This is a genomic window from Moorella sp. E308F (genome assembly GCF_006538365.1).
Lineage (GTDB): Bacteria > Bacillota > DSM-521 > Neomoorellales > Neomoorellaceae > Neomoorella.
On the sequence record NZ_BJKN01000004.1, the window covers coordinates 52,995 to 65,840 of the forward strand.

Consider the following 12,846-nt stretch of genomic DNA (forward strand, 5'->3'; position numbering starts at 1 on the left):
GATGGTTTTAAAGCAAAAAGGATTAATTTATGAGGATGATTTTACTAATACATCTTTAGATGCTAGTTGGGAGGTAAATCCTAATGATTTAAGTCGTTATTCTTTAACAGAGGTTGGGGGGTCGCTCCGATTAAAGCATGGGGTTGACCCCGTATATTTATTTTTTACTCCTTTAACTAACATACCTCAATTTGTTTTTGATATGAAGAATATTTATAACCCTACTATTGACGGTGATGTGGGTGGATTAGTGGTGTATGCCGATACTATGGATTATATTTCTTTAGAAGAATATTATGATGCTGTTTTAGGGGTAACTAAAACTTATCCTTGGTTACGTTTGGTAAGAGAATATAATATTTATCAGGCTTATTGGTCTGAAGATGGGTATATCTGGAATTTTATTGGTACCCAGCAAATTGATAGAGAAGCACCTAAAATTGGTTGTTTTTTAAGGGGGACTGAGGGTGAACCTTTAGATATTGATTATATCCGTATATGTTCTAGTATTTATTTTACGGTTTCTGATCTTGTGGAGGGAACGCGGGTAGATTTATTAGATACGAACAATAATATTCTCGAAACTAGAGTTTGTCCAAAAGGTAGTACCAGAGTAGTTTTTAATTTAGTTAAATACGGAATCCCTTTTCCTTGTAAGTTTCAAATTACTACTGCTAATGGGGATATTTTTATTGATGATACGGTTTATACAGTGTGGGGTGGGGATGAGTATGCGTTTAAGCCATCTCCTTTAGATCTCTATTATATAAATGCTCAAGGTATGGAGGTTAAGATAGATCCTGGTTTAGAAGAGTTTTTAGGGTATCTTAATTCAGGTGGTTATCTTTACAAAGATATAAAAATGTTGGCAAAAAATAGTATGATGCACGGTGAAGTAAGTAATATTACTGTAAAAGTTATTAGTTATAAAGATCCTGATGATTATCTTTTAGTCCAAGTAGCAAATGATGTAAATGGGATTCCTGATCAGTTTGGGGAACAAATAAATCTTCCTAATATAGGGGCAGGGGGAACGGCTATTTTTTGGTTACGTGTTAATAGACCGTCTGATGAGACAGGCTCAGAGATTTATTTTGGTTTGGATGTAGGTTCTGCTTATAGTTATTAGAGAGGTGTTGTAACATGAGTTGGGCAACTTATGAGGTATCAGAGAAAGAATTTAAAGATTTAGTAGAATACGGGATACCCATTAAAGTACCAGTGGATGTTTTAGAGGCTAATTGTGGTGTAGAGGTACGAACTATTAGGGGAGGTTTTATAAACGCGATTTATGATGCGAATTTAGGAGCTATAAGAAAATTAAATAGTTATAACCCCATTTATAAGGAAATACCTAACAGGGAATTAATGTTATATAATGATTATCTTCAAAATGAGAAGATAACAACGATTGTAGTAGACGGCTTTTTTGGAACAGGGAAAACGGCTACAGTATGTTCACATCTTGTTCCTGGTCTATTGGCTGAGTTGGAGGGTGGTAAAGGTATTCCTGTTGCTTATCTAACAAAACCTCACGAAAGCCTGGGCCGCACTTATGGACACTTACCTGGAAATTTAGCAGAAAAGTCTAAAGAAGAGTTTACGTCTTTTTTTCAGTATTTTGAGCGGTTTGGGCACCCCTTTTTAGTAGAAAGACTAACAGGAGAAGATGGTTCTGGTTGTAGATTACTGAATATTATGGTATTTGAATATTTGCGGGGGCGGGATATAGATAGAGGTTGGATTATTCTTGATGAGGCACAAAATACAGATCGTAAAGAAATGGTTTCTTTTATTAGTCGGGTGGGAGATGGCGCAAAGTTGATAATTCTTGGAGATTCTACCGCTACGCAAATTGATAAACGAAATAATGACAGTGAAAATAATGGATTAAGTTTTGCTAAAGAGATTTTTAGAGGTAAAAAATATGCAGGAATAGTGACTTTACAAAGTACGAAACATATTTTACGGGGTCAGCGAGTAAGAGATGTTTATTTAGCTCTTCGCAATAGTTAGGGGGATGAGTGATGGCAGTTAGATTTAGTCGTCAGGGGACTAATACAAATATACAAGATCATAATGAGTTACTAAATCGAGGGATTAGAACTCATGAGGAAATAGACCAGTATCTAGCGGAAATAGATGCGGCTAGGGGAAGTTATGCTTCTTTAAAAGAAAGGCTGGATTTTATTGAAGGTGCTGTATACCCTGTAATACAACATATCATCGTTGATGAAACTTATTTGTCTCAAAACGATGGGTTAACTATAACGATTAACCCTCCATATATTGTGGGTAAAAATTATTTAGATGTCTTTTATAATGGTCAGTTTTTACGAGCTGGCGGCGGGTATGAGGAAGTCGATAACTTTACTATTAAATTAAATTTAGGTGTAGGAGATGCTGGCCAGCCGATAACCTTGGCCGTGGGGGATGAAATAGTTATTAGGAATTGGGCCAGTAGTTATCCTGCGACAGGGGGTATGGGGGTTTATGAAAACCTTAAATTATTAAGTTTGGAAGATGAAATTGAAAAGGCCCGCCAATATCAATCTGCTGATATTAGTTACACATCATTAGATGAACGGTTGGATTACTTGCAAGCTAAAGCAGAAGCTAGTAATGAAAGGGTTATTGTTTTTGTTATTCCTGGTAGGATTTCAGCAGGGGAGCAAAAGGTGGAAATAAGATTTCCTTTTAATGGGGTAATAACAGGAGTGACTGCTTCTTGTCGGGTGCCAGGGAGCACTCCTTCAACTATTCAGGTAGAGAAAATATCAGAAGCAGATTATGATAATAATCTCAATAGTTGGGTAAATATATTGTCGCAGGCTTTAACTTTACCTTCTGGTAAGAAGATTAGTAGTTATGATTATGTAATAGGAATAAACCAAGTGACGCAGGGTGATTATTTTCGTTTGAATATAATAGAGGTAGGAAACGGTATTGAAGATTTGACTGTAGAAATAATTATTAACTGTTAATAAGTGTCTATACTAGTGTTGTATAAATTAGGAAGGGAAGGTGAAAATAATGGCTGGTACTCAAGGTATTGCAACTATTCGCGGCGAGCAAATTCGGGCTAAAACTTTACGAGATAGCCATTTTGATGAGAACTTTAAGATCAATGAGAACAAGATAGATATTCAGTGGTTAAATCATAAAGAAATCCTAGAAGCCACAAAGGTTGATGTATTTGTTCAGATTAATAATAAGGATGTTTCTAATTTAAGTGAGATTGATCTTACGCTTGATATTGGTTCGCGCCCCATAGCTACCGATCTTCAGACAGAGGGTGTTGTATTAGATCAGAAAGTTGTAATTAGGAAAGCAGGGACGGAAGATACAGCTATTCTTGATGCTGATGGTGATCGTGTCTACGGTCGTTTGGAGTATGATGCGGTTAATAATAAATTTATTTTGAAATTCTATAGTATGGTTGGAGGTACGGAAACGGCCTTCACCATGCCCGCTAATACTAGCATTGACTTGAAGTATGTTTTACGGACTAACCTTTCCATAATTCCCGTCGATGCTATCTTGAACGGTGGGTCAGGGTTTATAGAAGGTGCTACCGATGCTAAGGCTTATATGAATCTTCAACAGTTAATGAAGGATCTTTATGGGCCTAGCGGGACTTTAGATAATGACGGTAATGCGAACTTGGTAAAGTCGGTAGTACAGCAGATTGCTGATGAAGTTACCGCCCGCCAGGAAGCTGATCAGGCTATTAGGGATGATCTTGCGGCTACAACGGGGGCAGGTATGGTTGGGGTTATTACTGATCCCAATTATACTGGATTGAATGTTCAGCAAGTATTGTCTGATTTAGCTTCTCGGATTAAGGGTATAGAGACAGGTAGTAGTACAGAAGTAATAGATACCCATACTAGGGATGCTAATTCGGCTAATGGTTATTTTGTTGCAAAAACTGTGTCCTCTTTAGAGGAGCGGTTGGTAGATATTGAAACTGTAGCCGATGCCCAATTTAAAGATAATGCTACACGGTTGATGAAACTGGAAACTGAAGATGATCGTTATGCTTATGAGGCTACGGGTGGGGAAATGAGTGTAAACTTACCTAGCGGTAAAAAAGCTAAACCCAATACTTTGTTTATGTCTTTAAATGGTGCTTTGCAGGCTCCTGGTATTAACTATGAAGAAATTAAAGATGTTGATCAAAATATTATAGGAGTGAATTTTGCGCCTCAGACATTAAATGCTGGCGATGTAGTAATGATGTGGTGGAAAAACGTTTAAAATTGTTTTTGATGGCCCCCTAAAGAGGGGGCTTATTTTCTTTAGTCTATACTAATCCTAGATCTTAATCCTAGGAAGGAGTGTTATTAATGCCATCACCGATTGTTTCTTGGTATAGCCGTGATAATACTACGCAAATTACCAAGTGGGATATAGGGACTGTGGATGCAGGCTCTATTTCTGCTGATTTTGGAGTTTTAATCTGGAATAATCGCGGAGGTACTACAGATGTTTCAGATATGCAGGATTGTACTATTACTACTAAAGATAGTCTGGGCGGAAATTCGGGTGAGTTAGTTGTTAATAAGTGGATAGAGGTAAAAGTAGACACCTTAAACGAAACTACATTTACTCCTATAGGAGGAAATACGACTCATCCTATTAGAACTACAGGCAGTACCACTAATGCTGATGGTACTTTTACGCCTGGGGTAGCCCCCCATATTAGTGATACTGGTAGTGTAGATATTTTAGGGGTTAAAAATGATGGTACAAAAACTAATGCGGCTGGCAATTTTGTAGAGGTTACACTTCATGCTAATGTACCTTCGACCGCTAGTGCAGGGGTAGTTAATTTCTTAACTCGTGTAGCGTATAAGTATGTGTAATATAAATACTCCAATACAATGGGGGTAATATAAATGGGAATAAATAAAGGACTTTTTTCTTCGGCTTCAGATGAATGGGAAACTCCTCAAGAACTTTTTGATCAGCTTAATGAGGAGTTTCATTTTGATCTTGATCCCTGTGCCACCCCCCAAAATGCTAAATGTGCCCAATTTTTTACTAAGAAGGAAAATGGATTAAAGCAGGATTGGTTTGGAACTGTTTTTATGAATCCCCCTTATGGGCGTGAAATTAAGCAATGGGTACAGAAGGCGTATGAAGAAGCGGAGAAGGGGTGTACTGTGGTGTGTCTATTACCAGCCAGGACGGATACATCTTGGTTTCACGATTATTGTTTAAAAGGAGAGATCCGCTTTCTTCGGGGACGGTTGAAGTTTGGTAGTGCAAAAAATAGCGCACCTTTTCCTAGTATGATTGTAATTTTTAGGAAGAAAGCGGCTTAGGAATGTCGCTTTCTTTTCATTCTCTGAGGGGGTTTTAGGATGAGTATTTTTAATGGGCGGCGGGTTAGTCCTGTTAGTCAGGATTTTATTTGGGTAGCAGAGTATGCAGACGGTAGTAATATCGCAGAATTTGATTTACTAACCCGAAAGGAAAATAGTTTTTATAGTATTCAGCGTGATAAATTAATTCGTTTTGGTTTAATTGGACATGGTATGGGATTATATTATGAAGTGCCTGGAGGAATTTTTAAGTTAAATGGTCGTATGATCGAATTAATTTATAAAACGAAGGTAAGAGAATATTATTTAACAGGCCACTCCAAAATGTATAATGATATTATTACTTACAAGGATGCGGAAGCGGTTTTGAAGTTAGACGGAACGACACAAAGTAATATTACACAATTTAATTTTGGTTATAAGCAAGAATTGGAGTTTGAGGATGGGCTAAAATTTAATTTGCGGGTGTTATGTAAAATTCCTTATAACCGACCTGTTTATATGAATATCAGGTTGGTAGCTAATAAAGAGATATGTGGTTTTTTACACATTAAAAGAAACGGTTTGGTGTGTGACGTATTTGAAGCCCCCCTTCGTAAGGGAGTAGGTGGCGAATTAAATTGGGTAGTAAGGTAAATTGCGAGGGGATGGGGCGGGGTTCCAATACAATGGAAGTGATATAAATGGACAATTTACAAAGTAGAATTATTCTTTTGGCCCGTAATAGGATGATGGGGCGGGCGATTTTAGAGAAACTGCGAGAATTTGATTTATCTTCCACCATTAGACTTAGAATAAATAATGACTTACAGGGTAAAATTGGGATAAATCCTCATAGTAGAATGGTGGGTGTGGCTGAAGTTATTCAGCCGCCTACTACAAAAGAAATTTTTGCCCCTGTAGCTGATGCTTTTATTCGTGATGGTGTTCCGAAGCTAAACTATGGTGTTGAAGAAGATATATTTATAGGTCGAAGTGGTGGGGGGGAAGTTTTTCGTTCTTTTATCAGATTTGATATAAGCACTTTACCTCCAGGCCAGATAATTAAGAGAGCAGAACTGGTTTTATATCCTGCTTCTACTAATTATACTAATGAATTAGGTCTTTATGAAATTGGTAGTTCATGGAATGAATACTCAGTAACGTGGGATAATCAGCCTAGTAACTTGGATTTAGTTGGTGTTTTTAATAGTGGAATTAATGAAACTATTACGGTTGATGTTACTGATATAGTCACATCCTGGTATAAACAAACTAAAGTAAATAATGGTTTGCTTATTAAAGCCTTAGATGAAACTAATGCTGTTATTGCTCGTTATTATGCAAGGGAAAGTTATCTTCCGCCTCAGTTAGTTGTTTATTATTACAATCCAAGTATACAGATGAGCGTGGGGCGGGGTAATTTAGCTGGTACTATTATTGTTAAAAAGGAAGAAAGTAATGATTTAATAAGCGAAATACAGGTTAAGAGTTATTGGGGTAAAAGTGAACTACCTGCTAAGTTAAATGTGTCTGATCCAACTTCTTTGGATTGCACTATTAGAGTTAATAAACCTAATCTTATATCGTCAATTAATGTAATTTATACTACTAAAGATAACCTGGAATCAACTGTCAAAGTTGCTTTAAAATCTGCTGTAGATTGTCTCGCTTTTATAGCTGTTTCGAGAGATTTTATATCGGGTAATATTAATGTGCCTCACCACAATGACTTAATGGCGGCAATTACAGTTCGGAGTGGTGCAGTGAGTGATTTATTAGGCTGGGCGGGGATAAGTAGATCTGTTCTAAATGGTATTATTGAAGTACCGAATAGAAATGATCTTCACAGTACAGTAGTGGTATACAATCTAACGGGGTATAATACGCCTAGTCAAATTTGGGTTCCTTTAAGATATAACATTCCTGCTCGATTAGAAGTTATAGGGGCCAGTAAATTACTAAGTAGTATAATTGTTGTTTCAGGATTTATAGCTTCTACTATTACTGTTATTAGAAAAGAAAGTAGTGATCTAGCTGGCCAGGTTACTGTTAGGTATGCCTCATATGAAGAGACTGTTTCAAGTTTGAGTGTACGACATAGTAGTTATGATGATGTTTCTTCTAGTTTGGTAGTATATATTGTTGGTGAAAAAGATTTATTAGGAGTATTATCTGTTAGAGGTACTTCTAATCTAGAGAGTTTTATAATTATAAAACAGGAATCTTACAAAGATTTAATAGGTTATGTTCAACCTATTTACCATAATGACGTTGAATCTGAAGTTGTTGTCAAGCAATTAGCTTCTACAGATTTGGATAGTATTCTTTTAAGTAGAAGGGCTGATGGTCGTGAGCTTCCTGGGGTTATCTTATCACGAGTAAAATTTGCTAATGATTTACAAGCAGAAATTTATGTTTTTCGCTTTGGAGCTTACGCCTTTATAATGTAAGGGGTAGTTTAACTACCCCTTACACTTCTCTGATTTCTAAATTAATGCGGTATTGAATCCCACTTTCATCTAGAGCGGCACTTAATTTCATAAGTTTGTCAATTAGGTTCTTACCTTCATATTCTCCCCGAAGAATTAAGATAAACTTATCTGATGGTTCTGTTTCACTGGTATCGGGTTGATAGATTTCTAATTGATGAGCTTTTTTATAGGTAGTTTTTCTACGGGTGCTTCCTACAGGCAGATTAAGTTCACGTACTATATTATAAAATTTTCCTTTAGATATGCCCCATATTTTAATTATTTCTTCAGCACTTTTCTCTTCCCGCCATTTTTGTAGGACTTCGGCTTGTTTTTCTCGGTTTAGTTGTTGAAATTCATCAAAAGAAAGTATTTCATCATACATAGAGTAAATTCGCACCTCACTCGGTTGAGTATATTTTTGGGCTTCTTCACCTTGTAATAATTCAAAAGGCATGTAAATGCGACCAGTTTTTCCTGTACGAGAGGCTCGACCGTGAACACCTGTAGCGGCTCGTTTTTGTTCACGTTGTTCTTCTTTCAGTAATTTTTCTATTTCATTCATTAGACACCTTCTCCCTAGCGTGTGGGTGGAAGCGGAGATATTCTAGTCGATTTCGGGTATTACTAACTTTAGTATATAAATTAGTGGTATTGGGGCTGGCGTGACCAGCTAAGTCTTGAATGACTTTTAATTCAGCGCCCGCTTTGTATAAGTGACTACAAAACGAGTGACGAAATTTGTGGGGGGTGATGTTTTCTTGTTTTATTTTTTGTGCCCACTTTTTTACTATGTCATTGACTTGACGGGTGGATAGGTGGTTATTTTTACGGCCTGGAAAAAGCCATTTACTATTGTGAGTTTGTATAAGTTCTTTGATAAGCATTAAGATTTTAGGATAGAGAGGAATAATTCGTTCCTTATTACCTTTACCAATCACTCTAAGACTACCTTCTTGAAGGTCTATATCACTAATTTTAATATTGACGAGTTCTTCTCTTCTTATTCCTGTAGCATACAAAATTTCCATGATAGTTCTATCTCTTAGGTTGTCTGGAGCATTAATAAGTTTTTCTATTGTTTGTTCGTCTATAGGATGGGGCAGTCGTTGTTCTGTTTTTGCTGTTTCTATGAGGGCGGCAGGGTTTTGGTCTATAATACCTTTACGAAGCATTACATTAAAAAAGGTTTTAATCGCGGATAATTTTCTATTAGCGGTGGCGACTGAGACTCCTTTCATATGTAGATTCACGAGAAAAGCTGAAATGTCGTCGGGAACAATTTTTTCAGGTGTTTTGTTTATAAATCGGAAAAACTGTTGAATATCAGAGAGATATGCACTAACTGTGTTATGAGAAAAGTTTTTTTCTATTTCAAGGTAAAGTTGAAATTTCTCTAGGTAGTTCAAATGACATCCCTCCTTCTGTAATTGTAAAGCCTGGTTTAACCTATGTCAATAGAAATTTTGCAGGTGGTACTTAATTTTCAAGAAGAAGGTTCGTATAAAATTCATAGGGGGTTAGTTTTATGGACTTGTTTGATGTTCGATTTGCGTCTACGGAAAAAGAGTTTATTTATAATTTCGGTGTTAATCGTGGTCATTCTCTTTCTTATGCTAAGGTAAACAGGTGTTTGTTTTTATCGGATGCCGCGAAACAGTTGTACCATAGTTTATGTGACTATGCTTATGGTGAAAGAAAAGACTGCTACCCTAGTCAGGCCCTTTTACGATTGGGGTTGGGGTGGAGTAAACAAACTCTTAGTAATCACTTAAAAGAGTTAGAAAAAATGGGTTTTATTACTATAGAAAAAGAAGGGTTTGGAAAACCAGCTAAGTATAACCTGCAAGAACTTCATAAAATACCTGCTTTATATCATTCGGAAATTATTTACTCTATTCGTCCCACTAGTACAGAGGAACTGGAAAAGTTTTATACGGCGGTGGTGGAGTATAAAAAATCAGATCTTTGTAGAGAAATTATGGATTCGGCTAATCCGCTGGCTTATATGGAACAAATAAAATTGTGGTTTAAAACTTTTTTGGGGTTAGATAATACAAGTAATTCCTCTGAAGAAGAAAAAGTAGAAGAAGTGAAGGATAAATCCTCTAAAAGTAATAAAGTGAAGTTAACAACACCTAAAGTTTTTAAAGTTGATCCATTAATCCAAGAAGAAAATCTTATAATCTCTAAAAAGAAACGGCGGAGATTGAGCTATAAAGAAATTGATGTGGAAGATTGGAATACTAATCATTTTGTGGCTTATTTTGAGGATCTTTATTGGGAAAAGTATCATGCTCCTTATATAACCACTAAAGCTGATCGGGGGGCGATGAAACGGCTTTTAAATAGTGGTAAAAGTAAAGCGATGCTTAAACAACATATTGAGAATTTCATTTCTCTTGATTTCTTTGAGGCTCCGACAATAACTAGTTTCAGTTCCAGTTATGTGCAGGCTGTTTTGGATACTTATTTAAGTACAAGAAGATTGCCTACATTTAAGCGAAAGAGTAATCATGGCGGGAAGATTAATGAAGAATGGGCGCGGGGTTTGGATGAATTAATGGATAGTGATTAGGGGGGTTAATGATGCCGCCTTATACAGAATGTGAGAATTGTGTTGCGACAGGTTTTTGTAAAGCTTATTCGGGGGAAGTGGTTTTAACTAATAAAAAAAACTGGTGTAGTGCCCGTTTTAGGCTTTATAAGGCTTTAAAGTTAGCACAAATACCGATTGAGTATTGGCGTGCTAATCTTACCAACTATATTTTAGATAAAGATAACGAGAAGGTTTACCAAAAGATAAAACCTAAATTGGGTAATATTGTGGAAGAAGTTAAGCGAGGATTTAATTTATTTTTCTATAGCGATAAATTCGGGACGGGAAAGACTTACCATGCGGCCATGTTTCTTAACCACTATATTTACAAGGTGTGCTTAACTAGGGAGTTCGATTTTGAAACCCCACCTGCTTTATTTGTAGTTTATCCAGACTTAATGGATAAATTGCGGATGTATAAGGATGAGATGCAGGATTACTTGACGTGGGTAAAAGAGGTTCCCTTAGTGCTTTTTGATGATATTGGAGCTGGAACAATGACTGATTTTACTCGTGAACAGACTTATTTGATCTTGAATCATCGCTTTAATAATCGACTATCCACCATTATTACTTCTAATCTATCCCTTTCAAAATTGGGTCAAGATACTGCCTTGGGTGAACGAAACGTGTCAAGATTAACGGCGCATTTTCAGGGGATTGTGGTCAGCGGGGAGGATAGGAGGAGGAAAAGATGATTGAGGAATTACAAGTTATAAATTACTGGTTGCAATCTAAAGAACCAGGCTATTTGTATAAACAGGGTTTAGATCATTCCTACTTTTTTGCTACCAGTGATATAGTAGCTTGGATTGAGCAATTTATAACTCGTACAGGTGTCCTCCCCTCTTTGGAAACCGTAGCGGCGGAGTTTGAGGAATTTAAGATTCTAAGTGACTTAGATCCTATAGACTATCTTGTAAATGTATTGAAGGAGCAGAAGGCTTATACCGAATATCGTCCTTTATTGACGAAAAATGCCCAATTGGTTAGTGAAGGCCGTACTATTGATGCCATGTGGCAGATGGTGGCTGAGGTTAATTCCTTATTAAAAAAATATACGGGTAAAATAACTCGGTACGATTGGGTTAGGGATGCTTTAGAACGTTATGACAAGTATATGGAGAAGCACGGCCAGCAAGGACTAAATGGTTTAACGACAGGAATTAAACAATTAGATGAATATACAGGGGGTTGGCGGAGTGATGATTTAATTCTTTTAGTGGGAAGAACAAATGAGGGTAAGTCTTTTGTAGGAACTTATTTTGCTTATGTGGTTTGGAGAAGTTTACTGTCTACTGATATAACTAATCCTGTAATTTACATTACGACAGAAATGCCTGAATTAGAAATAGCTTATCGGTTAGATACTTTACGAGCTCATTTTTCTAATCGGGGGTTGAATGAGGGAAAGCTACCTGATCCCCAACTCTATAAGGAATATCTGGAGGAACTTAGGAAAAACAAGAATGGGTTTTTGATTTTAAGTGAAGAAGCTAATGGGGGAAAACCATTTACCCCTGCTGATATAAGAGTCATTATTGAAGCGGAGAAGCCAGCTTTTATGGTGATTGATCAATTGTATGACTTAAGTGATGGTATAGGAGAGCGGGATATTCGGAAACGCATTGTTAATGTAACTAATCAGATTAGGGATGTAAACCTTTATACCCAAACACCGATGATGCTCATTGCCCAGGCGGGGCGTGCATCGGCTATTGAAGGTAAAAAAGATCCTAATGCTACACCTGAATTATTTCAGGTGCAGGAAAGTGATAATCCTGCTCAGAAGGCTACTAGAGTATTAACCCTTAGAATGATAAATGACGTATTTAAAATCTCTTTAAAGAAGAATAGGGGAGGGATACGGAATGTAGACGTTTATATGCGAGTCGACCTGGATACAGGTATATGGGAAGAGATTGATCCTGAAGAGACAGTTTTTTAGGAGGAATACATATATGGGTGTAAATTTTGATGGGGGATTGTCGAGGGTATTTGAGTGGATAGATCATAATCCATGTTGTGTAAATGAAGAAACAGGTGAAAAAATCCCTCTTAATGCAGAAGAAACAGTACGGGCCTACCAGGAAGAATTTCGCAAAATCATCGGTAAAGATACGAGTTTATCTTTTCGTGACTTAAATGGTAAGGCTGTAGTGGTTGATTTTAAAAAACTTGCGGCTTTAACCCTAGCAGGGGAGGCTGTATAGGTGTATAGGCTTGTTTATGCCTTTGATGTGGGAGATGTACGTGAATTAGTGTTTGAGGCTGAAGATTTAGTTTCGGCGTTAACGGCTTCGATTGATTACTTTATTAAGATGTATGGTGAGGGCTCCATGTCTCAATTAATATTATTTAGTGTCTTTAATGAGTTATTGGTAGGGGAGAGGGAAGTTGAACATTAATTGCCAGCGATGCGATTATCGGCCTGGGTGTCATAAAAAGATTATCATTAGTGCTG

Annotated in this window: 15 protein-coding genes; 13 read left to right on the forward strand and 2 right to left on the reverse strand. The window is 36.9% G+C overall.

Translation table 11 applies throughout. The features are described from left to right. Nucleotide 1 precedes the first annotated feature (1 nt). The 8 genes from E308F_RS15180 (at nucleotide 2) to E308F_RS15215 (ending at nucleotide 7,762) form a co-directional block, all read left to right on the forward strand. Nucleotides 2-1,129: a hypothetical protein gene (locus tag E308F_RS15180; RefSeq protein WP_373995966.1), complete on the forward strand. Its 1,128-nt coding sequence runs from the start codon at nucleotides 2-4 to the stop codon at nucleotides 1,127-1,129. 14 nt (nucleotides 1,130-1,143) lie between these two features. Next, a complete protein-coding gene (locus E308F_RS15185; RefSeq protein WP_141265763.1) occupies nucleotides 1,144-2,016 on the forward strand; it encodes a PhoH family protein in 873 nt (290 codons plus the stop codon). Nucleotides 2,017-2,027: 11 nt separating this feature from the next. After that, nucleotides 2,028-2,984, forward strand: coding sequence for a hypothetical protein (locus E308F_RS15190; RefSeq protein ID WP_141265764.1), 957 nt, complete (start codon nucleotides 2,028-2,030; stop codon nucleotides 2,982-2,984). A 49-nt stretch (nucleotides 2,985-3,033) separates the two neighbouring features. Continuing rightward, a complete protein-coding gene (locus E308F_RS15195; RefSeq protein ID WP_141265765.1) occupies nucleotides 3,034-4,260 on the forward strand; it encodes a hypothetical protein in 1,227 nt (408 codons plus the stop codon). Between the two features lie 89 nt (nucleotides 4,261-4,349). Continuing rightward, entirely contained in the window at nucleotides 4,350-4,868 is a 519-nt protein-coding gene (locus E308F_RS15200; protein ID WP_141265766.1) for a hypothetical protein, read from the forward strand. Between the two features lie 33 nt (nucleotides 4,869-4,901). Continuing rightward, complete coding sequence (locus tag E308F_RS15205; RefSeq protein ID WP_141265767.1) at nucleotides 4,902-5,330, forward strand: DNA N-6-adenine-methyltransferase; 429 nt, start codon at nucleotides 4,902-4,904, stop codon at nucleotides 5,328-5,330. A 39-nt stretch (nucleotides 5,331-5,369) separates the two neighbouring features. After that, the gene (locus E308F_RS15210) at nucleotides 5,370-5,966 is read left to right on the forward strand and encodes a hypothetical protein (RefSeq protein WP_141265768.1); all 597 of its coding nucleotides are present in this window, start codon (nucleotides 5,370-5,372) and stop codon (nucleotides 5,964-5,966) included. A 47-nt stretch (nucleotides 5,967-6,013) separates the two neighbouring features. Next, nucleotides 6,014-7,762 (forward strand): DNRLRE domain-containing protein, encoded by a 1,749-nt coding sequence (locus E308F_RS15215; RefSeq protein WP_141265769.1) that lies wholly within the window; start codon nucleotides 6,014-6,016, stop codon nucleotides 7,760-7,762. Between the two features lie 19 nt (nucleotides 7,763-7,781). Here the strand turns inward: E308F_RS15215 and E308F_RS15220 are convergent, their stop codons facing one another. Continuing rightward, entirely contained in the window at nucleotides 7,782-8,348 is a 567-nt protein-coding gene (locus E308F_RS15220; protein ID WP_141265770.1) for a hypothetical protein, read from the reverse strand. Next, nucleotides 8,341-9,192, reverse strand: coding sequence for a site-specific tyrosine recombinase/integron integrase (gene xerA, locus E308F_RS15225; protein ID WP_141265771.1), 852 nt, complete (start codon nucleotides 9,190-9,192; stop codon nucleotides 8,341-8,343). Before xerA ends, E308F_RS15220 begins: the two co-directional genes overlap by 8 nt. Before the next feature lie 119 nt (nucleotides 9,193-9,311). On the opposite strand from xerA, the gene E308F_RS15230 reads away from it, so the two are divergent. Genes E308F_RS15230 through E308F_RS15250 form a run of 5 tightly spaced genes read left to right on the forward strand, consistent with a single transcriptional unit; the run spans nucleotide 9,312 to nucleotide 12,790 of the window. Then, entirely contained in the window at nucleotides 9,312-10,361 is a 1,050-nt protein-coding gene (locus tag E308F_RS15230; RefSeq protein WP_141265772.1) for a helix-turn-helix domain-containing protein, read from the forward strand. Between the two features lie 11 nt (nucleotides 10,362-10,372). Continuing rightward, entirely contained in the window at nucleotides 10,373-11,080 is a 708-nt protein-coding gene (locus E308F_RS15235) for an ATP-binding protein (RefSeq protein ID WP_216364575.1), read from the forward strand. Beyond that, on the forward strand, nucleotides 11,077-12,330 hold the full coding sequence (locus tag E308F_RS15240; protein WP_141265774.1) for a DnaB-like helicase C-terminal domain-containing protein: 1,254 nt from the start codon (nucleotides 11,077-11,079) through the stop codon (nucleotides 12,328-12,330). The genes E308F_RS15235 and E308F_RS15240 overlap by 4 nt, the downstream gene beginning before the upstream one ends. A 13-nt stretch (nucleotides 12,331-12,343) precedes the next feature. Further along, the gene (locus E308F_RS15245) at nucleotides 12,344-12,595 is read left to right on the forward strand and encodes a hypothetical protein (RefSeq protein WP_141265775.1); all 252 of its coding nucleotides are present in this window, start codon (nucleotides 12,344-12,346) and stop codon (nucleotides 12,593-12,595) included. Continuing rightward, nucleotides 12,596-12,790, forward strand: a complete 195-nt coding sequence (locus E308F_RS15250; RefSeq protein WP_141265776.1) for a hypothetical protein — start codon at nucleotides 12,596-12,598, stop codon at nucleotides 12,788-12,790. Nucleotides 12,791-12,846: the final 56 nt, after the last annotated feature.